The 25,635-nt window shown below is 69.8% G+C and carries 25 protein-coding genes and 1 tRNA gene; 20 read left to right on the top strand and 6 right to left on the bottom strand.

Going from position 1 to position 25,635, the window contains the following annotated elements:
* Nucleotides 1–224 precede the first annotated feature (224 nt).
* On the top strand, nucleotides 225–1,478 hold the full coding sequence (locus D4740_RS11630) for an extracellular solute-binding protein (protein WP_119836259.1): 1,254 nt from the start codon (nucleotides 225–227) through the stop codon (nucleotides 1,476–1,478).
* Between the two features lie 111 nt (nucleotides 1,479–1,589).
* On the opposite strand, the gene D4740_RS11625 is transcribed toward D4740_RS11630, so the two are convergent.
* A tRNA-Gly gene (locus tag D4740_RS11625) sits at nucleotides 1,590–1,660 on the bottom strand.
* Between the two features lie 190 nt (nucleotides 1,661–1,850).
* On the opposite strand from D4740_RS11625, the gene D4740_RS11620 reads away from it, so the two are divergent.
* From D4740_RS11620 to D4740_RS11605, 5 genes are all read left to right on the top strand, one after another.
* Nucleotides 1,851–2,546 carry a TM2 domain-containing protein gene (locus tag D4740_RS11620; protein WP_119836420.1) on the top strand — a complete coding sequence of 232 codons (696 nt, stop codon included), beginning with the start codon at nucleotides 1,851–1,853 and terminating at the stop codon, nucleotides 2,544–2,546.
* Nucleotides 2,547–2,970: 424 nt separating this feature from the next.
* Entirely contained in the window at nucleotides 2,971–3,240 is a 270-nt protein-coding gene (locus D4740_RS12770; protein WP_147392867.1) for a hypothetical protein, read from the top strand.
* Complete coding sequence (locus D4740_RS11615; protein ID WP_119836421.1) at nucleotides 3,233–4,984, top strand: ABC-ATPase domain-containing protein; 1,752 nt, start codon at nucleotides 3,233–3,235, stop codon at nucleotides 4,982–4,984. Before D4740_RS12770 ends, D4740_RS11615 begins: the two co-directional genes overlap by 8 nt.
* 252 nt (nucleotides 4,985–5,236) lie before the next feature.
* Nucleotides 5,237–5,947, top strand: coding sequence for a dCTP deaminase (gene dcd, locus D4740_RS11610; protein WP_119836260.1), 711 nt, complete (start codon nucleotides 5,237–5,239; stop codon nucleotides 5,945–5,947).
* Nucleotides 5,944–7,071 (top strand): hypothetical protein, encoded by a 1,128-nt coding sequence (locus D4740_RS11605; protein ID WP_119836261.1) that lies wholly within the window; start codon nucleotides 5,944–5,946, stop codon nucleotides 7,069–7,071. The genes dcd and D4740_RS11605 overlap by 4 nt, the downstream gene beginning before the upstream one ends.
* Before the next feature lie 170 nt (nucleotides 7,072–7,241).
* On the opposite strand, the gene D4740_RS11600 is transcribed toward D4740_RS11605, so the two are convergent.
* Nucleotides 7,242–8,147, bottom strand: a complete 906-nt coding sequence (locus D4740_RS11600; RefSeq protein WP_119836262.1) for a 3'-5' exonuclease — start codon at nucleotides 8,145–8,147, stop codon at nucleotides 7,242–7,244.
* A gap of 284 nt (nucleotides 8,148–8,431) precedes the next feature.
* On the opposite strand from D4740_RS11600, the gene D4740_RS11595 reads away from it, so the two are divergent.
* The gene (locus D4740_RS11595; RefSeq protein ID WP_259390744.1) at nucleotides 8,432–9,184 is read left to right on the top strand and encodes a nitroreductase family protein; all 753 of its coding nucleotides are present in this window, start codon (nucleotides 8,432–8,434) and stop codon (nucleotides 9,182–9,184) included.
* Between the two features lie 111 nt (nucleotides 9,185–9,295).
* Here the strand turns inward: D4740_RS11595 and D4740_RS11590 are convergent, their stop codons facing one another.
* Together D4740_RS11590 and D4740_RS11585 are read right to left on the bottom strand one after the other, a co-directional pair.
* Nucleotides 9,296–10,288, bottom strand: a complete 993-nt coding sequence (locus tag D4740_RS11590; RefSeq protein ID WP_220475023.1) for an AraC family transcriptional regulator — start codon at nucleotides 10,286–10,288, stop codon at nucleotides 9,296–9,298.
* 355 nt (nucleotides 10,289–10,643) lie between these two features.
* A complete protein-coding gene (locus D4740_RS11585; RefSeq protein WP_119836264.1) occupies nucleotides 10,644–11,729 on the bottom strand; it encodes an NAD(P)-dependent alcohol dehydrogenase in 1,086 nt (361 codons plus the stop codon).
* A 383-nt stretch (nucleotides 11,730–12,112) separates the two neighbouring features.
* On the opposite strand from D4740_RS11585, the gene D4740_RS11580 reads away from it, so the two are divergent.
* The 3 genes from D4740_RS11580 to D4740_RS11570 all read left to right on the top strand — a co-directional run bounded on the left by D4740_RS11580 (nucleotide 12,113) and on the right by D4740_RS11570 (nucleotide 15,329).
* A complete protein-coding gene (locus D4740_RS11580) occupies nucleotides 12,113–13,180 on the top strand; it encodes a serine hydrolase (RefSeq protein WP_243106875.1) in 1,068 nt (355 codons plus the stop codon).
* 266 nt (nucleotides 13,181–13,446) lie between these two features.
* The gene (locus D4740_RS11575; RefSeq protein WP_119836266.1) at nucleotides 13,447–14,241 is read left to right on the top strand and encodes a hypothetical protein; all 795 of its coding nucleotides are present in this window, start codon (nucleotides 13,447–13,449) and stop codon (nucleotides 14,239–14,241) included.
* A 2-nt stretch (nucleotides 14,242–14,243) separates the two neighbouring features.
* Nucleotides 14,244–15,329 (top strand): XRE family transcriptional regulator, encoded by a 1,086-nt coding sequence (locus D4740_RS11570; protein ID WP_182911363.1) that lies wholly within the window; start codon nucleotides 14,244–14,246, stop codon nucleotides 15,327–15,329.
* Nucleotides 15,330–15,370: 41 nt separating this feature from the next.
* On the opposite strand, the gene D4740_RS11565 is transcribed toward D4740_RS11570, so the two are convergent.
* Nucleotides 15,371–16,312: an exodeoxyribonuclease III gene (locus D4740_RS11565; RefSeq protein ID WP_119836268.1), complete on the bottom strand. Its 942-nt coding sequence runs from the start codon at nucleotides 16,310–16,312 to the stop codon at nucleotides 15,371–15,373.
* Nucleotides 16,313–16,436: 124 nt separating this feature from the next.
* On the opposite strand from D4740_RS11565, the gene D4740_RS11560 reads away from it, so the two are divergent.
* The 7 genes from D4740_RS11560 (at nucleotide 16,437) to D4740_RS11530 (ending at nucleotide 20,399) form a co-directional block, all read left to right on the top strand.
* Nucleotides 16,437–17,297, top strand: coding sequence for an SDR family oxidoreductase (locus tag D4740_RS11560; RefSeq protein ID WP_119836269.1), 861 nt, complete (start codon nucleotides 16,437–16,439; stop codon nucleotides 17,295–17,297).
* Between the two features lie 48 nt (nucleotides 17,298–17,345).
* Nucleotides 17,346–17,843: a thiol peroxidase gene (gene tpx / locus D4740_RS11555; RefSeq protein ID WP_119836270.1), complete on the top strand. Its 498-nt coding sequence runs from the start codon at nucleotides 17,346–17,348 to the stop codon at nucleotides 17,841–17,843.
* Nucleotides 17,844–17,994: 151 nt separating this feature from the next.
* Nucleotides 17,995–18,564, top strand: coding sequence for an orotate phosphoribosyltransferase (gene pyrE, locus D4740_RS11550; protein ID WP_119836271.1), 570 nt, complete (start codon nucleotides 17,995–17,997; stop codon nucleotides 18,562–18,564).
* A gap of 91 nt (nucleotides 18,565–18,655) precedes the next feature.
* Complete coding sequence (locus D4740_RS11545; RefSeq protein WP_147392868.1) at nucleotides 18,656–19,069, top strand: hypothetical protein; 414 nt, start codon at nucleotides 18,656–18,658, stop codon at nucleotides 19,067–19,069.
* Between the two features lie 2 nt (nucleotides 19,070–19,071).
* Nucleotides 19,072–19,305, top strand: coding sequence for a hypothetical protein (locus D4740_RS11540; RefSeq protein WP_119836273.1), 234 nt, complete (start codon nucleotides 19,072–19,074; stop codon nucleotides 19,303–19,305).
* Between the two features lie 17 nt (nucleotides 19,306–19,322).
* Nucleotides 19,323–19,664 (top strand): hypothetical protein, encoded by a 342-nt coding sequence (locus D4740_RS12765; RefSeq protein WP_147392869.1) that lies wholly within the window; start codon nucleotides 19,323–19,325, stop codon nucleotides 19,662–19,664.
* Between the two features lie 57 nt (nucleotides 19,665–19,721).
* On the top strand, nucleotides 19,722–20,399 hold the full coding sequence (locus tag D4740_RS11530; protein ID WP_119836275.1) for a TrmH family RNA methyltransferase: 678 nt from the start codon (nucleotides 19,722–19,724) through the stop codon (nucleotides 20,397–20,399).
* A 243-nt stretch (nucleotides 20,400–20,642) separates the two neighbouring features.
* Here D4740_RS11530 and D4740_RS11525 read toward each other — a convergent pair whose 3' ends face one another.
* Nucleotides 20,643–21,080 (bottom strand): Hsp20/alpha crystallin family protein, encoded by a 438-nt coding sequence (locus D4740_RS11525; RefSeq protein ID WP_119836276.1) that lies wholly within the window; start codon nucleotides 21,078–21,080, stop codon nucleotides 20,643–20,645.
* 355 nt (nucleotides 21,081–21,435) lie between these two features.
* Between D4740_RS11525 and fbaA the strand changes: the two genes are divergently transcribed.
* From fbaA to D4740_RS11510, 3 genes are all read left to right on the top strand, one after another.
* Nucleotides 21,436–22,485 carry a class II fructose-bisphosphate aldolase gene (gene fbaA, locus D4740_RS11520; protein WP_119836277.1) on the top strand — a complete coding sequence of 350 codons (1,050 nt, stop codon included), beginning with the start codon at nucleotides 21,436–21,438 and terminating at the stop codon, nucleotides 22,483–22,485.
* A gap of 255 nt (nucleotides 22,486–22,740) precedes the next feature.
* The gene (locus D4740_RS11515; RefSeq protein ID WP_119836278.1) at nucleotides 22,741–25,134 is read left to right on the top strand and encodes a glycoside hydrolase domain-containing protein; all 2,394 of its coding nucleotides are present in this window, start codon (nucleotides 22,741–22,743) and stop codon (nucleotides 25,132–25,134) included.
* A 37-nt stretch (nucleotides 25,135–25,171) separates the two neighbouring features.
* A partial coding sequence (locus D4740_RS11510; RefSeq protein ID WP_147392916.1) for a hypothetical protein occupies nucleotides 25,172–25,635 on the top strand: 464 nt, incomplete at its 3' end.

Below are 25,635 nucleotides of genomic sequence, written 5' to 3'. Positions count from 1 at the left end.
TGTAGCGCCGAGCGGTCGGCGGCCTCCTGCAAGACCGTGAGGCGGCCCGCAGGGGCGCCGGGGTGTGTACCGAGCAGGTAACCCTGTGGCTCCTGGCGCGCCCGGCGGCGGGCGCTGCGGCTAGGATCACCGGGCTGTGGGACCCTGGCACGCCACCGGGCAGGGGCGGGCCGCCCCTGTCCCACCCGATCCCTGGCCCGACCTGGACGTGCAAAGGACGCACCATGATGATCTCTCGCCGCCGCCTCGGCAGGTACGCCGCGGCCCTCACCATGACCACGGCTGTTACCGCCGTGCTGGCAGCGTGCACGGGGGACGGTGAGGACTCCGGCACCGAGGCGGGCGAGGACGGCCTCACCCTTATGATCTCCTCCTCCGGCGAGGCGGAGACCTCCGCCGTGCGTGACGCCCTGACCTCCTTCACCGAGGACACCGGTGTGGCCGTGAGGCTCCTGCCAGCCACGGACCTGGACCAGGAGCTCTCCCAGAGCCTGGCCTCTGACTCCCCGGTCGACGTGTTCTACCTGGACCCCCACCAGCTGGTCTCCTACGCGGACGCAGGTGCCCTGCACGCCTACGGGGACCAGCTGCCCGCAGCCGGTGACTACTACCCGTCCCTGGTGGCCAACGCGACCTACCGGGGGGAGGTCTACGGCGCCCCGAGGGGCTTGTCCACCCTGGCACTGTTTCTTAACACCGAGCTGTGGGAGGCGGCGGGGCTGACACCGCAGGACTACCCTGCCACCTGGGCCGAGCTCGAGACGACGGCGGCCGCGCTCGCCGCTGGCGGCACGGCTGGCCTGGTCCTGACTCCCGACTACGCCACTGCGGACGCCTTCATGGCTCAGGCAGGCGGCGGGCTGGTGGACAGCTCCGACAGTGCCGAGGGGGTCACGGTGACCGCGGACTCACAGGCCTCCGTGGCGGGGCTGTCCCAGATGAAGGCCCTGGTGGACTCCGGCGCCGCAGTGCTGTCCTCCTCCCTGGACGAGGGCTCGGGTGGTGACGTCTTCGCCCAGGGGCAGGCCGGGATGACCATAGCGGGCTACGGGCTGGTAAGTGTGCTGGAGGCCGACTACCCGGAGCTCGGATTTGCTGTCATCGAGCTGCCTGAGGGGAGCGCGGGTCGGGCGACGGTCCAGCAGGCGGCCTTCTACGGCGTGGCCGAGGGCTCGGCCAGGAAGGAGGACGCGCTGCGGCTGGTGGAGCACCTGACCTCGGCCGGTGTCCAGGTGGAGCTTGCCGCGACCCAGGGGCTGGTCCCCTCGGTGAGGTCAGCGGCCGACCAGTGGGCGGGTGAGGACCCGGTGTCCGTCGCCTTCGTTGCTGGTGCGGAGCACGCTGTCTACGCCCCGCTGGGTGACGGCGTGGCGGAGGTCCTGCAGGGCTTCGAGGACCAGCTGGCCTCGCTGGCGGACACTGAGCCCGAGGCCATTCTGGGGCCGCTCCAGGTCAACCTGGAGGCTGCGACCGCCTGAGGCACCCGCCGGGTCTGAGGGCGGCAGGAAGCAAGCGCCTGCCGCCCGGACGGTATGGCGTACAGGAGACAGCCGAAGGGCCTCCACCCACTGGGTGGAGGCCCTTGCCCGAGCGGGTGACGGGAATCGAACCCGCGCTGTCAGCTTGGGAAGCTGAAGTTCTACCATTGAACTACACCCGCGACAACGGTTCCGCCAGCACTGCTGCTGGCACCGTCGGTCATGGTCGACCATATCGGCGATGACGCGGATGCAGCATACCCTGCCAGCAGGTGGCTGCCAAGCTGGCGGGTGGGTGGGGCGTGTGAGGTTCTTGTCAGTGGCGTCCATGACCGCCCCCGGGGGCAGGCTCTTTCTGGCATCATGCGCTCCATGACATCGTCCAGTCCTTACGATATCGCCGGTCCCCAGCCTGACGACGCGGCCTGGTACCCGGGGTACCCAGGTGGCGGTAGTGCCGCTTCGGGGAGCAGTGGCGCTGCCGTCTCCGGCTCGTCTGCTGCCGACCCGGCCTCGGTCGTGGGGCCGGCGGTCTCCAGCGGTCCGGCAGCCGGGACTGGTAACGCCGCGGCCTGGCCAGCGGGCTATACGCAGGCGAGCACCCACCCCTATCCGCAGGATGGCGCGGCCTCTCCCGGTGGCTACCAGCAGCCCGGCTACTCCCAGTCCGGCGCCGCCTACCCGGGCGGTTATCCCCTGGCCGGGTACTACCAAGCCCCCGGCCAGGTTCCCGGGGGCGCCTACCCGGGTGCCTACCCGCAACCTGTCGTCCACGGCCCGCAGTACCTGGCCTACCCGGTGGGCAAGTCGAAGGTCGCCGCGGGTGTCCTCGGCATCCTCTTCGGGTGGCTGGGGGTCCACAACTTCTACCTCGGGTACGGGGGCAAGGGTGCTGGTCAGCTGTGCCTGACGATCTGTGGCCTCCTCACCCTGATCCTCGGCATCGGTTTCTTGATCATCATGGGGACGAGCATCTGGGGACTGATCGAGGGGATCATGATCCTGTCCTCCCCCTCTGGGACGCGGCCCTGGGGCATGGACGCCCAGGGAGTCCCTCTGACTGAGTGAGGTGGGTGGCTGGCCAAGCGGGCAGAGGTCAGGCTCGTCGTTCCGTGGAGGTCGGCGCGGCGTGTGCCTGCCGACTGAAGGGGTGCATGAACCTTTCCCTGCAGGGTCCGCTGCTTTGTCGGGTCTGCGGTATTGACTGCCCTTACGGCGTGGTATAGCGTGTAAGAATGCTAGTTGGCTGCGGATTTGGGGATGCCCTGTCCGGGGCTTGAGCTGGCTGGCAGTCGTCGTGATCTTGTTGAGGGAGCATGGAGGTGGTCGGTACGTCGGTTCCAGTGTGTAGCGTGTGAGGCTGGAGTGCGAGTTGGAGGTTTGGAGCGCGGCTTGATGACGCGGTCCTGCTATTGGAGTGCGTCGGCGCAGGCCTGGGTGTGGCTCCTGCGCTCATGTACGAACTGACAACTCGGACTTCTGGAGATATGACATGATAACTTCACGTGGAGTTCCTGCGGCTAATGTGGTGCCTGTCATGGCGACCTTCGTTGCGGCTGCGACCCTGTTTACTGACACGCTTCTTCGGGAACTGGCTGTACCTGCGTTGTTCCTGTATCCCGCAGTGGTTCTATCGGCGGCCGTGCTGGCTCTGCTTGGCGGCGTAGCCCTGACCCGTCTGCCTGCGTTGCAGCCCGCCACCGCTGCCGCAGGTGACTCGGGTGTCGTGGATCCTGTCGTCGCAGGGGGCCGTCATGCGTGACGCAGCAGCTCTGGGGCGCGTAGTCGCCCAGATGGACGGTCAGAGCTACGGCGCATACAAGCGCCTTGCCGGCAGCTACCAGCTGGGTCCGTTCCATCTCGACATCGATCACGTCCAGGTGGACCCGTACGCGCCACCGTCGCGCATGAGGCTGTCCGCGTCCCCGGCGCAGACGCGCTTGCCTGCCCGGCTTGCACGCGACGCGCTGACACGAACTGCCGTGGCCGACTTCCTTCTGCGTCGGCTCGCGCAGGCTGCCCGTCGGCTGGCCCCGAGGCCGACCGGTACCGGAAGCAGCGGTATCGTCACCACGGGGGAGCCCGGTCAGGAGGTTCTGGAACGCACCAGCATCGTGGTCACCCCTGAGGGCGGCGGTGCCCGGGTCGAGGCCCGCCTTGAGGTGGGGCTGCCGGCCTCCGGCCGCAGAATCCGTGGTCGCGAGGCTGCGAGGCTCCTCACCGATGTGCTGCTTCAACTGGCTGAGGAGACGCTGGTCTATACCAACCTCGGCCACCAGGCTCAGGACGCCATGGACGCTCACGTCGAGCTTGCGCACGATCAGGACTACATCCGCTCCTCGCTGCCCCAGCGAGGCCTGGTCGCGTTCGTCGGGGACGGGGCGGTGCTGCCGCGTCGTTCCGGTGACTCCGATCTTCCCCTGACTGGGGCCACCGTAGTCCCGTTCGCTAGTCCTCCCAGCCTGCGCACTGCCTTTGACCTGCCCAGCGGGCGACGTATCGAGGGTATGGGGATCCCCGAGGGGGTCACCGTCATCATCGGCGGTGGCTACCACGGTAAGTCCACCTTGCTGCGGGCGCTTGAGCGTGGTGTCTACCCCCACGTGGCCGGTGACGGGCGCGAGTGGGTTGTCACCCGTCCCGATGCTGTCACGGTGCGGGCTGAGGACGGACGTGCTGTTACGGGAGTCGATATCTCCCCGTTCATCTCTAACCTGCCCTCTGGCACTGACACGCGGTTCTTTAGCACCACTAACGCCAGCGGCTCCACCTCGCAGGCGGCCAACCTCGTTGAGGCCGTTGACGCCGGAGCCTCGGTGCTACTCATTGATGAGGACACCTCTGCTACGAACTTCATGATCCGTGACGAGCAGATGCGAGCCGTCATCCCGGTGGACCAGGAGCCCATCACACCGTTCGTCGAGCGTGTGCGCCCCCTGCTCACGGAGCGCGGTGTGTCCACCGTCCTTGTCGCTGGAGGGTCGGGAGCCTTTTTTGACGTCGCCGACCACGTGATCGCGGTCAACCACTACAGGCCCAGCGATGTCACACGAGAAGCCCGTGAGGTGGCCGGGGCCGCTTCTGGCTCCTCTCGTGCTGCAGCGGGTGCGGCTCTTCCCGCCCCGGGGGCCCGGCGGTCAGTCACCTTGGGACGCAGTGGTGGAAAGCCAGCCAAGGTCCGTGGCCGAGGCAGCATCCTCTACGGTGGCGACACCATTGACCTTGCTGCGGTTCCACAGCTGGTTGACGCGGCCCAGACCCAGGCTGTGGCCTGGGCGCTGGACCGTCTGCCGGGGCTGCTGGACCGGGCAGCCAGTCTGCCCGGGGGGACAAGCCGTCCAACAACCTTGTCCGAGGCTGTTGACGCCGTGTTGCGTCGTATTGACCGTGACGGGCTCGACTGGCTCTCACCCTACCGTGGACACCCGGGACACCTCACCCGCCCTCGCCGTCACGAGCTCCATGCGGCGGTCAACCGCTACCGCAGGCTAGACGCTAGGCAGTGAGATCTTGGGCAATGAGATCTAGATGAGGGCTACGGGACTACCCCGCTAAGGCGGGCGGTCGCGAGTGGGCCTGCCTGGGCGTTGCGGGGTAGGTCTGCGTAGGACGTGCCGACTCCCCGCCAGTGGCCGCTGTGCGTGCCACTGGCGGGGAGTCGGCACATCTCAGTAAGGACCGTGGGCGGCTCCTGCCCGCCTGAGCGGTCAGCATGCCCGTCCCGGCACTGACTGGCCCCACCTGGCACAATCAGCCTCGTGCTTCTCTCCGACCGCGACATTCGCTGTGAGCTCGAGGCCGGGCGTGTCGTCCTGGACCCCTACGATCCGCAGATGCTCCAGGCGGCCTCGGTAGACGTGCGTCTGGACAGGTGGTTCCGTCTCTTCGACAACCACCGCTACCCGGTCATCGACCCCTCCCAGCCCCAGGACGACCTCACCCACCTGGTGGACGTCGGCCCTGATGAGCCCTTTGTGCTTCACCCCGGTGAGTTCGTCCTGGGGGCGACCTACGAGCGCCTCACCCTGCCGGACACGGTCGCCGCGCGCCTGGAGGGCAAGTCCAGCCTGGGCCGCCTGGGCCTGCTCACCCACTCCACGGCGGGCTTTATCGACCCCGGCTTCACCGGGCACGTGACCCTGGAGCTGTCCAACACCGCTACTATGCCGATCATGCTGTGGCCGGGAATGAAGGTAGGCCAGCTGTGCTTCTTCCGCCTGTCCAGCCCCGCCCAGGTACCCTACGGTAGCGCGGCCGCAGGATCGCGCTACCAGGGCCAGCGCGGCCCCACCGCCTCGCGGTCCCACCTGTCCTTCCACCGGCTGCGTATCGCCGACGCCGGGACATCTCCGCACGGCACGGCCGCTACCGCTGCGCCGGGTCGTGAGGGTCTCGGGGACAGTGGCGGCGCGCCGTCCCCGCACGCCACCTCCCCCACCGAACCGACAACCCCCCAGGAGCGCCCATGAGCGACCCCACCGACCTCGCCGTCTCCCTGCCCACCGACACCGGTACCTTCTCCGCCGGGTCCATGCTGCCTGTCGGCCACCTGGACACCCACCACGTCCTCCTCCTGGCCGACGACGTCACCTCCGACGAGGTCGAGGCCCTGGCACTGTCCCAGGACGTCCAGGCGGGGTGGGTCGGCGTCTCCAGCCTCCAGCTGTTCCCCGGCGTGACGCTCCAGGGCCCCTGGGAGGTGGACGCGCAGATGCGAGGTCTCCTGGAGGCCCCGGAGTGGACCACCCAGCTGATGATCCTGGACTGCCCCCGGACCCGTGCCGGCGCCCAGCCCAGGGAATTGGCGGGGCTGGACCCGCTGTCGGACGCCTTCCCGGTGGCCCAGCCCACCGGGGTGGAGCTGGAGGCTCTGTCCCGCCTGCGCTCTATTGCCCGCCGCCTGGCGGGGGCGCTGCGCCTGGTGCCCGGTGCGCCCAACGGCAACCAGCCCGTCATCGTGGAGCCTAGCCCTGAGGTTTCCGTCTCCCTGACCGTCTACGCCCCGGTGTGGATGGGGCCGGAGGACCTCTCCGCCCTGCTGGGCGAGGTCGCGCCCGGTATGAGCCCCGCCCTGACCGCTCCGCACCCCACCGGCGCCGTCGGCCTGGACGCGGTTGACCCCGACAAGCTGGAGCGCCTCGTGGAGCGCATCGGGGCCGACGTCTTTGAGGAGGCCTGGCGCACCTCTGAGCGCGCCCGGGCGCAGGCCGAGGCGGAGGAGGCGCGTGTGGCCGCCTCTGGAGGCTACATTGAGGAGGTGCGCGACAGGTACGCGGTCGTCGCGCCGGTGGATCCCGAGCGTGAGGGCTGGGGGCGGATCGAGGTGCAGGTCGGTGCCACCGACGGCCTGCCGCTGGCTGTGCGTGGGGAGAGGTGGGCGCGCGGGGCGGTCCTGTCCTACGACCTGAGGTGGAAGCCCGTGGACGAGACGGAGGCCTACCTGGAGGTGGTCTCACGGGCGCGCCGCCGGGAGCGCCAGGCCGCGCGCGACCTGGTCGAGCAGCTGGCCACCGTCCTGGTGGGGGCTGTCTCCGGCGTGGCCGTTGACGACGACGGGTTCCTCGTATCCCTGGGACCGGAGGAGAGCCGCTAGACCCGAGCCAGTCCCGGATGCCTGTTCCTTCCTGGCTACCTCCACCTCCTCTGTCCCGGGAAGCAGGTGGGGGCGTCAGGATGTACGGCGCATAGTTCCGCAGTCATGGAGACCTGGTGGTATGTGGGTCACCGACGGCAGGTGCTGAAGATGCGCAGCGGCTTTGGGGGCTAGCGCAGGGCGCCGGGGCGTTGGCGGGTGACAAGCCGCTCGTCTGCGCCCTGGGCGCGCTCGTCGTCCCAGTGCCACCCGGTAAAGCGCCAGGCGTCCACCAGGGACCTGGTCCAGGCCACCGGCTCCTCACCGCGCGCGCGGCCTACGCTCATGTAGTGGCGCAGCAGACCCGCAGCGGCCCGGGCGTCGTCCAGCGCCGAGTGATGCCTGCCGATCTCCACCCCGGCCACCTCGCAGCAGGTGGTCAGACGGCGTGAGGGGGTCGCCATGAAGTGGCGTGACCACTCCATGGTGCACACGCGTGGGATGGGCGCTCCGGGGTCCAGGAGGCGACGGCGCCCCAGGGCCTGGGTGAGGAAGCCGACGTCGAAGCGAGCGTTGTGGGCAACGACCGCGCGTCCTGCCAGGTCGCGGGCCAGCCGGTCGGCGACCTCGTCGAGGCTGGGGGCGTCCAGGAGGTCCTGCGCTATCAGGCCGTGGATGTGAGTGGGTCCGACGTCCGTGCCACGGCCTGGGTTGATGAGCGTGGACCAGCTGGTCTGTGTACAGCCGCTGGGATCAGTGAGGACGACGGCGACCTCCAGGATCGTGTCAGACACGGGGGACAAGCCGGTGGTCTCCAGGTCGATGACGGCGTAGCCGACCTGGGCGGCGGCTCGCAGCTCAGTCTCAGTCAGTGCATCGCTGGGTGCTCTGGACAGGGTGTTGGCTGACGGCGGTACGGGGGAGACCGGGGCGCAGAGGGACGCTGGTACGTGGGAGGCCGAGATGCTGAGCGAGGGGGACGTGCTGCCCGCGCAAGGACGGTCGCCCCCCTGAGACGGAGGGTTGCCGGGAGAGGGAGCGGGGAGCCGCGGCCGCAGGGGTCCCCGGTCGTGGGGCGGGCGGTGGAAGAAGGGCATCACCGGGAGCCTACCGTCGTGACACCCTGACGTGCTCGTGGCCGGCCCGTCCTACCTCCTCGCTGCCCGGGCTCCGTCGCTGCCGCCGGGGTGCCTGGGTTCATCTAGGATGGCGGCAGTACCGGCAGGAGCGGTGGGACCGGGGCAGGACCGGAGGGAGAGTTCTCATGACTGCGAATGACGTCACTGACACTGTCGAGGGATCGGACGGCCCGAGGGGCGGGCCCGCTGCTGCCCCTACGGACGCCCCCTCCCCGGCCCTGTCCGCTCCCGAGACCACGCCAGTGTCTAGCGCCACGATCGCCACCCAGATGGCTCACCGCTCGATCCGCGCCTTCAGCGAGGAACCCGTGGGGGAGGAGATCATGACCACCCTGCTGGACGTGGCCCGGCACGGTGCCACCTCCTCCTTCCAGCAGCAGACCACCATCATCCGGGTGAAGGATCCCGAGGTGCGTGAGGCGGTCCACGCAGCCTCGGGGCAGCCCTACGTCGGAGGCCACCGCGGTGAGCTCCTGGTCCTTGTGGTGGACCTGCACCGCAACGCCGTCATCCGGCAGCGCGCCGGGGTCTGCCTGGAGCCGCTGGAGCGTATGAGCCTGTTCCTCCAGGGGGTGGAGGACACGGTCATCGCGGCGCAGAACCTGGTAGTCGCCGCGGAGTCACTGGGGCTGGGGACCGTCTACCTGGGATCGCTGCGTGGTGGGCTGCGCGGGCTCATCCGGGCGCTGCACCTGCCTCTGCGGACCTTCCCACTGCTGGGCCTGCTGGTGGGGCACCCTGCACAGGTGCCCCAGTACAAGCCCCGGCTGCCGCGTGAGGTCACTGTGGGTACGGACCGCTACCCGGAGCCAGAAGACCACATGGAGGCGCTGGCCGTCTACGACGAGGTGGTGCGTGAGTACTACGACCTGCGCGACACCAGTGCCCGGGTGGACTCCTTCACCAGCCAGATCGCCCGGAACCTGGGCACGGGGGCGGCCTCGACGGCGCCGGTCCTCCAGGTGCTGCACGAGCAGCGGCTGGCCCTGGGCTGAGCCGTCTGGCCCCGGGCAGGACTCCGGGGAGGGGCCTCCTGCCGCCGACCTGCTCCTCGCCAGGTTCTGCGCTACGGCTGGGGTGACCTCCTGGGAGGAGAAGACGCGTCCCTACGGGGAGGCTGCGCCTTCTGGGAGACTGGCGCCGCGCCTGTAGGCCGTGGGCGTGGTGCCAGTCTCGGTGCGGAAGCGCCGGTTGAAGTTGGCGAGGTTGGTGTACCCGCTCATCGTGCTGACCCGGGACACGGGCAGGTCCGTGGACCGCAGCAGGTGGCAGGCCCGGGCGATCCGGCGCCGTCTCACGAGGTCGGAGAAGGTCAGCCCGGCTGTGGCGCGGAAGAACCGGGAGAAGGCGGAGGAGCTCATGGCGACCAGGCGGGCCGCCTGGGTCATGCTCACCTCCCCGTCCAGGTTGTGCTCGATGTAGTCCAGGACCGTGTTGACCCGGTGCGTGGTCTCGTCGTCCAGGCTGGGTACATAGCCCTCGGCCACGATCGGGTGCCACTGGCCGGGCGGTGCCTGGAGAAAGATGTCGACCAGCTCCAGGAGGGAGGCCATCCGCCTCAGTCGGGACTGCTGCTCCATGCCCACCAGGACACGCGCCGCGTGCTCGGCGCTGGGGCCGCTGAGGATGACACCACGCCGGGCACGGTGCGCCAGCTCCTGCACGCTGATCAGCTCGGGCATGTGGGTGGCCGCCTCGGCCAGCCGCTGCGGGTGGACCTGGCACAGGACGTCGCGGCTGGGCAGGACCTCCTGCGGTCCCAGGTCGGACAGCCAGTTGTGAGGCAGGTTCGGTCCCATGAGCGAGACGTGCCCGGCACGGAAGCTGATGGCCTGGTCCCCGGCCAGCAGCTGGCCGGATCCGCTGCGGATAAGGTGGAACTCGATCTCCGGGTGGTGGTGCCAGCGTGCCAGGGGACTGGGGTAGCCGTGCTGGAACCAGCGTACGGTTGACCCGAGGTCGGGGACGACCACCTCCAGATCCCCTACGCCCGCTCCGGCGTGCGAGGCCGGGGCGGTCAGGGAGGTGATGGCGGGCATGGCCGACTCGGCCCCTGCGCCGGGGTCGGAGCTGTTGCGCGGTGCGTGCGTCGTCGTCATGTGTGGGCCACATCGTGCAGGTTGTCGTGCGTGACGGCTGGTCTGGCGGGCGGGCAGCAGGTCTGGGCCGGGAGCAGCCGGGGTGAACAGGGCTGAGGGCGCCTGCTGGCGCAGGGGTGCCCGGCCTTCTCTGCCTGTGCCTTGGCCTGTCCCTGCTCGGTCCTTCCTTCTGCCCTCCCTGCTGCCTTCCCCGCCCTCGTGAGATGTACCGTTTACTGACAGGGTAACCGTTTCCGCATAGGACGACCGGCATGCCGTCCTCTATGAGGATTCGGCGCACGGTGAGGACTGCATCCCCCTGTGAGGATTCGGCACGTCCCGTGAGGACGCCTCTGCCCGCCCGGGGCCAGTTGTCTCAGCCGACGGTGATCTGGAGCTTGACGTCGCCGGGACGTCCCTCGGCCACTCGGTCGAACACCTCCTTGGCGCGCTCCATCGGGAAGGTCTCGGTGATGAAGGGCGTCAGGTTGATCTTCCCGGCAGCGACCAGGTCGATCGCGCGCTGGTAGACGTTGGCGTAGCGGAAGACTGTCTCAATGGTGGTCTCGCGGGCCTGGACCTCGGTGACGTCGACACTGACGGGGTCTACGGGGATGCCCACCAGAACCGTGCGGTTGCCTGGTGCCCCCAGCTGCCACAGGTCCTCGTAGGCGGAGGGGTGCCCGGAGGCCTCGAAGACGACGTCGGCGCCCCAGCCCCCGGTACGCTCCTGGACGACGTCGAGCAGCCGCTGGGAGCGCAGGTCTACGGGAACCACCCCGGGAACCTGTGAGGCCATCTCCAGCTTGACCGGGGAGACGTCGGAGACGATGGCCGTGGAGGCGCCGCCTGCCAGGGCAGCTGCGGCGGTCAGCATGCCGACCGTGCCGCAGCCGGTGACCACGGCGACGTCGCCGGGGTGGATGGAGGCCTTGGTCGCGGCGTGCATCCCCACGGCCAGCGGCTCCAGGAGCGCGCCCTCGCCGAAGGAGACCTGGTCGGGCAGGTGGTAGGTGAAGGCGGCCGGGTGGATGACCTCCTCCACCAGGCAGCCGTCCACCGGGGGCGTGGCCCAGAAGGAGACCGCCGGGTCCACGTTGTACATGCCCGCGCGGGAGGCGCGCGAGCTCATGTCGGGCACACCGGGTTCCATGGCCACGCGGTCGCCGACGGCGAAGTCCGTGACGCCCTCGCCGACTTCGACAACGGTGCCAGAGGCCTCATGGCCCAGGATCATAGGAGCCTCGACCACGTAGCGGCCGATCCGGCCGTGGGTGTAGTAGTGGACGTCGGAGCCGCAGATGCCCACGGTGTGCGGGGCGATACGTAGCTGGCCGGGGCCGCAGACAAGGTTGCCTGGGACCTCGCGGACGCTGATCTCGTGCTGACGCTCCAGGACGACGGCCTTGAGGGCGGCGCGCGGCCCGGTCGTCGCCGAGGGTGCAGGTGTCTGGGTTGTCATCGTGGTCCTCCTCGTTGAGACGGTGATGAGCAGATGATGTGCAGTTGATGAGCCGGTGACGGGCGGGGGTGGCCGCGGCCGGGGCCGCCCCCGTGCGGCCGGTACTCGTGGCAGCAGGGGGTTGCTCCCTCCGTCGGCCTGCGGCTGGACCCCCGCAGCCCGGGCGTGCGTGGACGCTCCGTGGCTAGGACAAGAGTGCCCAGACCGGGGGGAGAGTGACCAGGGGCGGCCATGCTGGCTCCTGGTACTTTCTTGCGCGGGTGGGCTCCCGGGCTGGGGGCCGCCGGGCTGGGTGTGCAGGCGCTGCGGCCGCAGGGTGCGGAGGTGGTGGGGGCAGGCCTGCTGTGGCAGCCTCCGCGTCGGGAGCGTGCCACAATCCGGTCATGAATCCGGGCATGACCGACTCCTCCAGCCAAGCCCCCGGCCCTGCGCTAGGTCCGTGCTCCCCGGTCCTGACCGGCTCCGGGGCGCGGGCCGCCCTGCCTGCCCTGGACGCCCTCGGCTTTCCCTTCGCGCTGGTCCTCACCCAGGGCGGGCGTATCCTCGTCGAGGCGGGTGAGGTGGACACGGTCTTCCCCTTCGCCTCGGTGACCAAGCCGATCGTGGCGTGGTCGGCCCTGGTGGCGGCCGAGCGGGGCATGCTGGACCTGGACGCAGGCCTGGACCTGGCTGCCCTGGACGCCCTGGTCAGCGACGACCCCGTTGCCGCAGCAGCGGCTGCGGGCGGGCACGAGCCAGGCCAGGCCGGGACCGGTGGGGGAGGTCCCAAGCCCCTCCAGGGCGACTCTGCTCCGGCGAACCCCGCCCGCCTCGCCCCGACAGGCCTCGCCCCCACAGCCCGTCACCTGCTGGCCCACGCCTCGGGAGTCGCCCCGGACAGCGCGGACCTTCTGGCTGCCCCCGGCTCCCGGCGCATCTACTCCAACCGGGGCTACGAGCTCCTGGGGCGGGTGCTGGCGGAGGCCACCGCCATGCCGGTGTCGGCGTGGGTGGAGACCTCGGTGCTGGAGCCGCTGGGGATGGCCAGCGTCATGGTGGAGGGCTCCGCCGCGCACTCCGGTGAGGGAACCGCCCGGGACCTGGCGCTGTTCGCGGCCGAGTTGGCGGCGCCCCGGCTGATCTCTTCCGGGCTCGCGCGTGAGGCCTGCCAGCCGGCCTTCCCCGGGCTCGACGGCGTCCTGCCCGGGTATGGCCGCCAGTCGCCCAACGACTTCGGGCTGGGACTGGAGGTCCGGGGGCGCAAGCACCCGCACTGGACCGGTGCCGCGAACAGTCCGCAGACTTTCGGGCACTTCGGGCAGTCGGGATCCTTCCTCTGGGTGGACCCGGTGGCGGGTCGGCAGGCGGTGTTCCTGGGGAGCAAGCCGTTCGGGGCGGTGCACCAGGAGGTCTGGCCGAGGCTCAGTGACCAGGTGCTGGGGCTGACGGACGTGGCCTCGGTGCGGTTCTGACCGTGTTCCCAGGGGCCGTGTTCCCAAAGGTCGTGTTCTCGGGGACTCGGGGACTCGGGGACTCGGGCCTGGTTGGGGTCGACGCGACCGCTGACCCGTCCTAGGTGCGGTGGCTTGTATCCGGTACTGGGACGAGCCGCTGCCCGATGGTGTCTCATGCTGGTGCTACCTTCTGGTTCTGAGCACTTGACCGAGTAGCGCGCTTCCCGGGCCGCCCGGGCCGTGCGGGTACAGGCATCGCGGAAGCGTGAGGAGGGGAGGCCGTCGTGGTACGGAAGGGTCAGGACCGTCTGGCTGCGGGCCAGCAGGAGCCTGCGCCTACGCAGCCGCAGTCTTTCTCGGTGGCTGAGCTGCGGGGTGACCTCACGGGCGCTGCTGCCCAGGAGGCCCTCGCCCGGATGGGGCTGACCCCGCAGCTGCTGACCGGGGCGTGCGCAGCAGGCCTCCAAGCAGCCGTCAACCAGCACTCCTCCTACGAGCCCAGTACGGCCTTCGGCTACCAGCACTGGGCCAAGACCGTCGCAGCGCTGCGTGAGGCCCTGGCGGAGCAGGGGTGGGACAGCCGCGACATCCTCAACGCGCCGCGTTCGGTCAGCGGCGACGGTCGCTTCAGCATTGCCGCCATCAGGGGGACTGCCGCCACAGGGCAGGTCGGTGCCCGTCCCACCAACGCTCGTGCGCGGGGCCGGGTGTTCGTGGACGGCGTCGCCGTCAACGCCCAGTTTCTCGCGGGCTCTGAGGCAGGGGGCGGCAGCGCAGCAGACGTCTACGGCCAGCACTACCAGCCGGTGCTTGGCACCATGCTGGCCCTGGACGTCTCGGCCCGTTCGGCCGGTGACCTGGCCCGCTTGCCGCATACCTGGCTGCTGCTCTATTTCTGGGACCGCTCGGACAACGTGGTGCGCAGCGAGCTGTCGCTGCCGGTGGCCTGTGAGGACGGTGTCGTCACTCGGTGGCGTACCCGCATCATCTTGCCGCCGGAGGAGCTGGGCGGGCTGGCATCCGGGCAGGTCGGCGCGCTGCCCTCCGACGACGTCGACTTTGTCATCCAGGCGGTCTGAGGGTGGGTGTGCACCCCTGCCGGGTCCGCCTGGCCAGGCAGCGTGCGGGCCTGTCCAAGCAGGAACTGGCCCAGCGCACGGGCGTCAGCACGCGCACCGTCACCACCTGGGAGTCCGAGGGCGCGCCCCCGTCCCGGGCGGAGGGGCTGGCGGCCGCGACCATGGTGCCGGTGTCGTTCCTCCAGCGCCACCCGGTGGAGGAGGTGGCCGAGGAGGCCGTCTTCTTCCGGGCGCGCAGGAGGTCGCCTGCCCGGCTCAGGCACGTCGCCACTGCCCTGGGGGCTCTGGGCACGGACTTCTACGCGGAGGTGACCCAGCACTTCCGCCTGCCGGCGCTGGACCTGCCGGAGGGGGCTGTACTGGCGGCGCAGCCCGGGCCTTCCGCACCACTCTCGCTGACCGAAGCGCAGGAGGCAGCGCGCGAGCTGCGGACCGTCTGGGGCCTGGGGGAGCTGCCCGCCCCCAACCTCGTCCAGCTGGCGGAGGCCCACGGTGTGAGGGTGCTGGGGCTCCCGCGCGCCCAGCGTGACGTGGACGCCTTCAGCTTCTGGGGCGCAGACGGGTGCCCCTACATCTTCCTGGCGCGTCACAAGACCGCTGAGCGCTCCCGGTTCGACCTGGCCCACGAGATCGGCCACCTAGTGCTCCACGGCGGGGTGACCCGCACGGACGAGCGCACCGACCGCGTCGTGGAGGCGGAGGCGCACGCCTTCGCCGGTGAGCTCCTCCTGCCTCGCGCTGCTGTGCGCGCCGTCCTGGGGCGCAGCCCGTCGTTGCATGCGGTGCTGGGGCTCAAGGAGAGGTTCGGGACCTCCGCGGTGGCGGCCGCCCGGGCCGCGTGGGACGCGGGCTGCCTGTCGGAGTGGGAGTACCGGCAGATGTCGGCGCAGCTGGCCTCGCGGGGCTTCTCCACCGGGGAGCCCGGGAGTCGGCTCGGCTACGAGCAGTCCCGGGTCTACCGCACCGTGCTTGACTGGCTGCGCCAGCGGGGCCAGTCGGTCCCGCAGTGGGCCAGGTCCATCGGGCAGCACCCTGACGACGTCGCCGCCTTCATGCTGGGCCAGGCCCTGTCCCTCGTCCCCGGCTGAGGCCGCCGGTGGTGCGCATGACCCCGTAGGCGGCACCTCGCCTACCCCTCCAGGTCCACGATGACAGGCACGTGGTCGCTGGCGCCCTTGCCCTTGCGCTCGTCGCGGTCGATGGCGGCACCGCCGACCCGGGAGGCCAGGGCGGGTGAGGCGTAGACGAAGTCGATACGCATCCCCTCGTTGCGGGGGAATCGCAGCTTCTGGTAGTCCCAGTAGGTGTAGTTGGTGACCCGCTCCCGCGTCACCTCGCTCAGGCCGACCGACTCGAAGGCGGCGAAGGCCTCCCGCTCCGGTGCCGACACGTGCGTGGCGCCGTCGAAGGCAGTGACGTCCCAGACGTCCTCGTCGCGCGGGGCGACGTTCCAGTCGCCCACCAGTGCCAGTGCCAGGCCCGGATCTGCCTCCAGCCAGCCGACAGCGGCCTGGCGCAGCGCGGCCAGCCAGTCCAGCTTGTAGCGGTAGTGGGGGTGGTCCAGTTCACGGCCGTTGGGCACGTACAGGCTCCACAGCCGCAGCGGCGCGGTCCTGGTCGTCGTGCCCGGGCCGTCACCTGGGGAGCCGGTGGTGTCCCCTGCTGGCAGGGCGGCACTGTCCTCCTGCCCGCTGCTGGCTGGTGTCTGCATATCGCTGTTCTCTGCCAGCCCGCCGCCGACCGCCGCCTGCCCGCCGACCGTTACTCCCAGAGCCCGGGCCTCCACCACGGGCTCCTGGCCCTCCTGGCGGACCCAGCCCGGCTGGCCAGGGAACGAGGTCGCGACATCTGACAGCCCGACGCGGGAGGCTACCGCCACCCCGTTCCACTGGTCCAGGCCGTGGACCGCTACCTCGTACCCGGCAGCCTCAAGGGCCTGGTACGGGAACTGGTCAGGTCGGCACTTGATCTCCTGCATGGCCAGCACGTCGATGTCCTCGCGCTCCAGGAAGGCGGTGACTCGCTCGACCCGGGTGCGGACGGAGTTGACGTTCCAGGTAGCAAGACGCATACGGGCAGGGTACCGGTTGCCGACTCGATGCTGCGGTCGTGACTGGCGGCCTGAGCCTTCAGCACCTGACCGGGCACCGGAGCTGCCCGACGGTCGCTGCCCCGAGGCGCGCTAGCCTGGCCCCATGGGAACCGCACTTGTCACCGGCGCCACCAGCGGGCTCGGCCTAGAGTTTGCCTGGCAGCTCGCCCAGGCCCACCACGACCTGGTCCTCATCGCCCGTGACGAGCAGCGGCTGCGCCACCTTGCCGACGAGCTTCACCAGATCGCGGGTGTCGGCGCCCAGGTGCTGGCCGCCGACCTGGCAGTGCCTGAGGACTGCGCCCGGGTGGCGACACGCCTACGCCAAGGAGGACAGTCGGCTCCCAGCGGGCCTGGCGATGCCTCGGCCCCACACACCGCTGAGCAGGTGGCCTCCCGGCCCGTGGACCTGCTGGTCAACAACGCGGGTTTTGGCCTGGGGCAGTCCTTCGTCGGCGGGGACCTGGCCCGCGAGGAGCGGGCGCTGGACGTCATGGTCCGCGCGGTCCTCGTCCTGTCCCACGCGGCTGCCGAGGCCATGGCCGCACGCGGCCACGGAGCGATCCTCAACGTCTCCTCAATGACGGCGCGCACCGCCATGGGGACCTACGCCGCCCACAAGGCCTGGGTCCTCAGCTTTACTGAGGGCCTGGCCAGCGAGCTGGAGGGCACCGGTGTCACCGCCACGGCGCTGTGCCCCGGTCTGGTCCGTACCGGCTTCCACGCTGCCGCCGGGGTGGACGAGTCCACCTGGAGGGGGCCGGTGTGGCTGGACGCCGAGCGTGTGGCGGCTGAGGGCCTGGCGGCGGTGCGTCGAGGCCAGGTGATCTGCACCCCGAGCTTGCGCTACCGCAGTGCCAGCGCCCTGCTGCGCACCGCGCCCCGCTGGTTCGTGCGGCGGGTGGCGGGGACCTCCCGCTCCGCGTCTGCCGGCGCCGCGCCTCCTACGCAGCCAGCGGAATAGGCCGGACACTCCCTAGCGTGTCTGCCGAGGACCTGGGACCGTTGTCCCATGGCTTCCATTACTCTCCAAGGAGACCCCGTCAGCACCGTCGGTGACCTTCCTGCCGTGGGCACCCAGGCCCCGGACTTTGAGCTGGTCGGTGCGGACCTGGGGCCTGTGTCCAGCCAGTCCCTCGCAGGACGCCGCGTGGTCCTCAACATCTTCCCCTCGGTGGACACGGGTGTGTGCGCTACCTCCGTCCGCCAGTTCAACGCGCTCGCCTCCGGGCTGGACAACACGACCGTCGTCTGCGTCTCGGCCGACCTCCCCTTCGCCGCCGCCCGCTTCTGCGGCGCCGAGGGTCTGGACAACGTGGTCACCGGATCCTCGTTCCGCTCCACCTTTGGCACGGACTACGGCGTGACTATGGCGGACGGCCCCATGGCTGGGCTGCTGTCGCGCTCCGTGGTGGTCCTGGACGCTGATGGCACAGTCCTTCACGCCCAGCAGGTGCCGGAGATCCGCACTGAGCCGGACTACGACGCCGCGGTCGCCGTCCTGGCCTGAACAAGGCTGCCTCGCCCGGGCAGGACCTGCCTGAGCGGGGCGGTACTGCGCGCTGCCTCCTGGTGCCGTTACGAGCCGAGTCGTGGCGGGTGGTAGCGGGCTGCGCCCGGTGCTGCCAGCGTCCTGGGCCGCAGCGGCTAGACTCCGGGGCGTGAGCACCAACGACTCCCACATCACCCGCCTGGCCGGGCTTGTCAACGAGCTGGCTGTGGTCCGAGGAAGGGTCACCCTGGCCTCCGGGCTTGAGTCGGACTTCTACGTGGACATGCGCCGCGCCACCCTCCACCACGAGGCGGCCCCGCTCATCGGGCACGTCATGCTGGACATGCTGGAGGAGGCGGGGCTGGGGCCGGAGGAGGTCGACGCCGTCGGCGGACTGACTATGGGGGCGGACCCGGTGGCAGCCGCCATGCTGCACGCGGCGGCGTCGCGCGGCCTGGACCTGGACGCCTTCGTGGTGCGCAAGGCTGCCAAGGACCACGGTATGCGGCGCCGGATCGAGGGGCCGCAGGTGGCTGGTCGGCGCGTAGTGGTCCTGGAGGACACCTCCACCACCGGGGGTTCCCCGCTGGAGGCTGTCGAGGCTCTGCGTGAGGCTGACGCCGACGTTCAGGCCGTGGCCGTGGTGGTGGACCGCTCCACCGGGGCGCGCGAGCGCATCGAGGCTGCGGGCCTGCCCTACCACGCGGCCCTGGGTCTGGAGGACCTGGGGCTCGGATGAACCGGGCGGAGTCTTCATCGCCTACAGTGCCTGGTTGGACTCGTCGAGGGCAAACGCCTTCGCCGCTGAGCTGCTGATGCCGGCTGAGCATATGCGTGCTCTCGACTGGGCGGTCACCCCTGCCGTCCTCGCGCAGCGGGTCTGGGGGCTGGGCGTGTCCACCCAGGCCCTGCGCACCCGGTTGCGCTACCTGCGCCTCGATGTGCCAGGGCAAGGGGCAGCAGCCCTCCAGCTCGCTACTCAGAGGCTCGTCACGGAGCACCTTTCGTCAGCGGTGGCGTCTGCCCAGGACGTGACGGAGCGGATGGCCCTGAGTGCACGACGAAGGTTTCCCCTTAGGCTGCTGACTGACCTGCGCAGCGCGGTTGACTCCGGCCGTGCCTCCCAGGCGTCCCTGGCGTGGGTGCTCGGTACTCCGGTCGAGGAGGAGGATGCCAGCCCTGACGACCAGGCTGACAGCATGGGCGATGAGCTTCGCACCGACCTTCTTGACGGGCTGTTCTGATCGTGACGGATATCCCCTTCTTCTTCCCTGACAACACGGTTCTCATCAACATGGCGGTCCTGGGCAGGGTGGACCTGCTGGAGCGCTTCACCAGAGGGCGGGGTCGTTGGTGCGCGTCCATTGAGCACGAGTGGCGTCGTAGTCAGAGGATTCTTGAGCTCGGTGGGGCGGACCGGCAGGTTCGTGGTCTCTGTGGACGCCGATTCATCCTGACGAGGCCGACCATGTTGATATAAAGGCGCTGCGGGACCGCATGCTCGGTCCCGACGACGGTCCTACCAGCCACTTCGGTGAAGCAGAGACGATCGTCGTCATCCGCAGGCGCCCGGAGCTCTATGGCTCTATATTTCTTACTGATGATCGAGGTGCCCGGTCCCATGCGGATGCGGAGAATGCTGTGGACCGGTGCCTCGGTACCGCAGAGCTGCTCGCCTACTTCGAGGCGGCGGGCTGGGTGACGCGCTCACAGGTGCACGACTACCTGGACACCTTGCGTGACAATGACAGGCACGTCCGCCCGTCGGATGCTGGGGGCTACGACCGGCTGGTGGAAAGGCTTCTACGCAAGAAGCGAGGGAGCGGGCGCTCGCCGTGATTGTCCTGCCCGTGGTCAGGTACTTTGTGTGGCAGAACAGGAAAAGTGCCAGCGGCCATGACAGACTGCGGTAGCGTGCTGCCTCCCGCTCCCGAGCCCGACGTCCCAGCTGACACCCGTGAGGTCGGGGTGGGGCCGTGGCCGGGTGGCCCGCAGGCCTGGCCCGATGACCCCCGCTACGACCCTGTCCTGCTCGCCCAGGGGGACCGGCGCAACGTGGTGGACCGCTACCGCTACTGGAGCATGGAGGCGATCCGGGCCGACCTGGCTGGGCGCGCCCACCTGCTGCACGTCGCGATCGAGAACGTCAGCCAGGACCTCAATATCGGCTCCATCGTGCGCAGTGCCAACGCCTTCAACGTGGCCGGGGTCCACATTGTCGGGCGGCGGCGCTGGAACAGGCGCGGGGCCATGGTTACTGACCGCTATCTGGAGGTGCACCACCACGCCCAGCCGGACGACCTCCTGGCCTGGGCACACGAGGAAGGCTACGAGGTGGTCGGTATCGACAACGGCCCCGGGGCGGGGCTGCTGGAGCGGGCCGCCCTGCCCCGGCACTGCCTCATGGTGTTCGGCTCCGAGGGGGAGGGGATCAGCCCCGGGCTGCAGGAGAGCTGCTCCCGGCTGCTGCGCATCGGCCAGTACGGATCCACCCGCTCCATCAACGTGGCCGCGGCTGCGGCAGTTGCTATGCACGCCTGGGTCCTCCAGCACGCCGGGCCCGCACCGGACTAGGGCCACTGCGCGCTTTGCGCTTTGTCGCTACGGGTCGTCAGAGTGAAAGGTGAGCCTCAGGTCACTATCACACGGTGTTCCACCTGCTTCGCGTCAAGCGAATTCAGGTCCCGGGGGAGTGCAGGTCCTGGGGGGGTGCAGGTCCCGGGGGCCAGGGCTCCCGTGGTCCTGCGGGGCCGACCTGGTCAGGTCGGCCCCGTCGCCGACTCCCACACGTCTCCCAGGGCCCCGAGGGGCCGGTGCTCACGCCTGGTCGGCCTCAATGACCCGGTGGTCGGGCGAGGCGTGGGTGACCTCGATCTTGCGAGGCTTGGCCTCCTCGGCCACCGGGATCGTCAGGGTCAGGACGCCGTCGGCGTACTCCGCGGAGATCCGGTCCAGGGCCAGCCCGTAGCCCAGCGTGAGCTGGCGGGCGAAGGTCCCGGAGGGACGCTCGTGGGCCAGCCACTGGATGTCCTTGGCCGTGTTGGCGGGACGCTCGGCACGGATGGTCAGGGTGCGCTCCTCGACGTCGACGTCAATCGTGGACGGGTCGACCCCGGGCAGGTCGATGCGGGCAACAAAGTGCTCGCCCTCGCGGTACAGGTCCAGGGGAAGGCCCACGGACGCGGGCGTACGGACCGGGCCGTTGGTCAGCCAGCGGTCCAGGTCACGGAAGGTGTCAAAGGGTGTTGGTGCCATGTCAGCCACCTCCAGTAGTCAGGGGCCCGGACGGTCCGGGCCTGGGGCGGGGCGGGCGGCGGTCGCCCGGGAGGCCCCATGTGGTTGTGCCTTATATTCTCGCGCGGTCGGTACGGTTGCGCTGACAGTTGTCGCCGTCAGCGAAGGTCTCGGTTCAAGGCCGCAGCTCGAGGCCCGGCGCAGGAACCTCAGCCTGCCGGGCAGCACGTAGACGGGTGGGGCGGCTCGGGGCGGCAGACGCCATCCCCGAGCTCACGCGCTGCACCTGGGACCATCATCTGCTACACCTCGACGCCAAGTCGTGGAAGAATCAGTCCTGTACCACTGACACATCACTCACCTCAAGGAGGCACCAGTGGCCATCGCGACCCCGGAGTCCTACGCAGACATGCTTGACCGCGCCAAGGCCGGCAAGTACGCGATCCCCGCGATCAACGTCACCTCGTCCCAGACCCTGTCCGCCGCCCTCAAGGGCTTCGCTGACGCCGAGTCTGACGGCATCGTCCAGATCTCCAACGGTGGTGCGGCCTACTGGTCCGGCTCCTCCCGGGCGGACCGCGTCAAGGGTTCTGTCGCCTTTGCCGCCTACGCCCGTGCGGTGGGTGACCTGTACCCCGTGACCATCGGCCTCCACACCGACCACTGCCCCAAGAAGATGCTGGAGCCCTGGATCCTCCCGCTGCTGGAGATGGAGGCCGAGCAGGTCAAGCGGGGTGAGGTGCCGATGTTCAACTCCCACATGTGGGACGGCTCGGCGGAGTCCCTGGACGACAACATCGAGATCGCCGTGGACATGCTGGCGCGCGCCAAGGCCGCCAACACCGTCCTGGAGATCGAGATCGGCGCCGTCGGCGGCGAGGAGGACGGCATCAAGGGGGAGGAGAACGCCAACCTCTACACCACCGCCGACGACGCCTGGCGCGCCATTGAGGCCCTGGGCCTGGGTGAGAACGGCCGCTACATCACCGCCCTGACCTTCGGCAACGTCCACGGCTCCTACAAGCCGGGCTTCGTCAAGCTCCGCCCCGAGATCCTGGGCGAGATCCAGGACGACGTCGCAGCACGCCTGGGCGAGCGCCTGTCCACCAAGGTGGGTGACACCAGCTCGCCCTTCGACCTGGTCATGCACGGCGGCTCCGGCTCCACCGATGAGGAGATCGCCACCGCGGTGCGCAACGGCGTCATCAAGATGAACGTGGACACCGACACCCAGTACGCCTACACCCGCCCCGTGGCGGACTGGATGCTCAAGAACTACGACGGCGTCCTCAAGATCGACGGCGAGGTCGGCAACAAGAAGACCTACGACCCGCGCGCCTGGGGCAAGGCCGCTGAGGAGGGCATGGCCGCCCGCGTGGTGGAGGCCTGCGAGCGCCTGGGCTCGGTGGGCTCGGCCAGGCGCTGAGCCTGATGACGCTGCTGCGGCGCCGGTGAGGCGCTGAGGCTCGGCCCCGGTACCCCTGTGGTGCCGGGGCCGACGTCGTGGTCTGGGTCCCTTGCCGGACCATTGTCGGCTGGGCGCGGACGGGTCAGGGCTGTCCTCCGGGTCTTCCTTCAGGGACACCTTTTTGATACGGTGAGGGCGCTCACGGTTCCCCGTAGTCGTGAGCGTCCGCGCCGTAGGAGCGCGGGTCCCTGTGCGTCCAAGGAGGGGCGAGGCATGTTTGACCCGCAGGTGTTCGGCACCCAGAGGTGGCTGAACGAGACCTACTCCGGCGTCACGGGGTGGGTGCCCCTGGAGCAGGACGGGCAGACGGGGTGGGCGACGATCTACGGGCTGCGCCGCGCCCTCCAGCACGAGCTGGGCGTTTCCCCGCTGTCGTCCGGCTTCGGCCCGGCGACGACGGCCGCATTCCAGGAGCGGGTGGGCCGGATCGACTCCCAGGCCACCGTGTCTGAGAACATCCTGCGTGTCCTCAGCGGTGCCCTGTGGTGCAAGGGCCGCACCGGCGTCATCCTGGACGACCTGGTCACGGTCACCTATGGCGCCATGGTCCCTTCCGTGGAGCGGGTGCGTGAGGACCTGGGCCTGGGCGGAGGCAGCTACGTGGACGTCAAGCTCATGGCCTCCCTGCTGTCCATGGACGCCTACGACGTGCTGGAGGACTACGGCGGGGTGCCCCAGGTGCGCCAGGTCCAGCAGTGGCTCAACGGGACCTATGCGGGGCGCCGGGACTTCGCCCTGGTGCCCTGCGACGGTGTCCACTCCCGCCAGGTGCAGACAGCCCTGCTGATGGCGCTCCAGTTCGAGATGGGGATGGCTGACGGGGAGGCCAACGGCAACTTCGGGGAGGGCACGCGCTCCGGCCTGAGGGGCTCGGCGCAGGTGAGGAGCGGCAGCACCGACGGGGCGACGCGGTTCGTCCGGCTCTTCCATGCGGCGATGATCCTCAACGGGTACGACGTGTCCCTGGCCTCCTCCTTCGGTGCGGGCACGGAGGCGGTGGTCCGGGTGTTCCAGTCCTTCATGGAGATCCCGGAGACGGGCGCGGGCGACTACACCACCTGGTGCAGCCTGCTGGTGTCCAGCGGTGACACCAGCGTGGCCACCAAGGGTTTTGACACCAGCGCCCAGCTGCTGGGCGGCCGGGCGCAGGGCGCGGCAGACCGCGGCTACACCCACGCGGGCAGGTATACTGTGGGGTCGGGCAAGTTCATCACCGGGCCCGAGCTGGATGCGCTGCGCAGCGCGGGTCTGAGGCTGGTGCCGATCCACCAGCGCTGGAACAACGACGTCTCCCACATGACCTACGAGGAGGGGCGCACCCAGGGGCAGGAGGCCCTGGAGCGCGGACGCGTGCTGGGGCTGCCCGCAGACAGCATCATCTACTTCACCGTGGACTTCGACCCGGTCGGCGACGCCGTGGTGGGGCCGGTCATGGACTTCTTCCGGGGCGTCAACGAGGTGATGGGGGAGGTGGACTCCTACCGGTTCCGGGTGGGGGTCTACGCCACGCGCAACGTGTGCCGCCTGGTCATGGCCCAGGACTACGCGGTGGCCGCCTACGTGCTGGGGATGTCCACCGGGTTCTCCGGGAACATGGGCTTCCCCATGCCGCAGGGGTGGCACTACAACCAGATCGTGGAGGTCAGTGAGGACCTGGGGGGTAGGGCCACCCCGGTGGACCATGTGGTGGTGTCCCGGCGGGCGGAGGCGGTTGACCTGGCGGGGGTGGTCTCCCCGCCGCTGGAGGTGGACGGTGCTGCGACTGAGACCGGCTTTCACGTCCTGTTCGAGTGGTTCGTGCGGGCCGAGGTGGTCTGCGAGCTGGCGCTGACCCAGGCACGGACCCCGGACCTGACGGACCTGAGGCGGTACCTGCCCATGGTGGGCTCCTTCGTCCTGGGGTGGCTGCGCAAGCCGGACTACTGGTACGCCGCCGCCAGCGGCATGTGGATGGTCTACACCCCTGACACCGACGACGACGCGGGGCTGGCCTCAGCCAGGATCCTGTGCGAGGGGAGGCTGACCTCCGTCATGGGCTCCAGGCCGGCCGTCACCACGGACGTCGCCCACTGGGCGGCTGCGGCCATGGGGTATGTGACCTGGCCCGGCTCCTCCGATCCCACCACCTACGGGCTGGGGGACCTGGGCGGGTGGATGCTCGACCTCTACCAGCTCTTCGGTCAGTGGCAGACGGGAGGTGGCGGAGAGGACCAGGAGACCTGGATGCGGGCCAGGCTCGCGGTGGAGGGAGTGGAGTCCGGCTTCGGGGTGGCGGACCTGGTGGCTGACGCCGACGCCTGGCTGACGGTAGTGGGCCTGGCCGAGCCCAGCCCGGCACGGACGTCGGACACCTTGCGCACCCAGCTCGCCATGTCGCAGCAGGAGCGTCTGCGGGCCTTCTACTCCGGGCGCTTTGACAGCTCCCCGCAGAACGTGGTCAGCATGTTCTCCGCCATGGTGGACGGGATAGATGTGGGTGGAGTCAACTTTCCTTTGTCTGGCGATCGGCTGAGGGGAGGTGCCGGAGCTAAAACGGCGCCGACCCCGGAGCAGGCTCGAATCTGCGGCGAGCTCTTTGCCCAGGCACTGGAGAGGCTGACGGCGTGAGCACCTTAGTGCACTGGCCTGGAGGGATGGTGGCGTGATGCCTGTGGGGCGGTGGCTGGCGCGGTTCCTGGGGAGGGCGGCCCGTGACCTGCTGGTGGTGGCCTCGCTGGTGGTTCCGACCTGCGCCGTGCTCTGGCTGTGGGGTCACTTTGCTGGGTTCGACTATGTTATGGCTATTCACCCAGTTCCGTTGCGGACCAGCAGGGACGCGTCGCAGTCCTTGTGGACGCCTGGGTGGCTGTGGTGGACTGTCTTCTTTGGTGCTGGTTTTGGTCTGAGCGCGGGGGCGGTGCGTCACCAGGGGCGTGATGCGTGGGCGATTACGGTGGCCTGCTGGTCGCTGCTGTCCGGGGCTGCGCTGATGCACTTTGGCGAGAATCTTCAGTTTGCGCTGCCGGACCATGCTCCGTGCCTGTACGAGGGGTGCTGGCCGCTGTACTGGCAGGCGGTGGTGGTGTCTGCTCCGATGGCTGTGACCCTGGTGGTGGTGATAGTGCTGGG

The sequence above is a fragment of the Actinomyces sp. 2119 genome (genome assembly GCF_003591215.1).
GTDB lineage: Bacteria > Actinomycetota > Actinomycetes > Actinomycetales > Actinomycetaceae > Actinomyces > Actinomyces lilanjuaniae.
The sequence above is the reverse complement of the archived record's forward strand: the minus strand, read 5'-3'. Positions and strand labels throughout refer to the sequence as shown.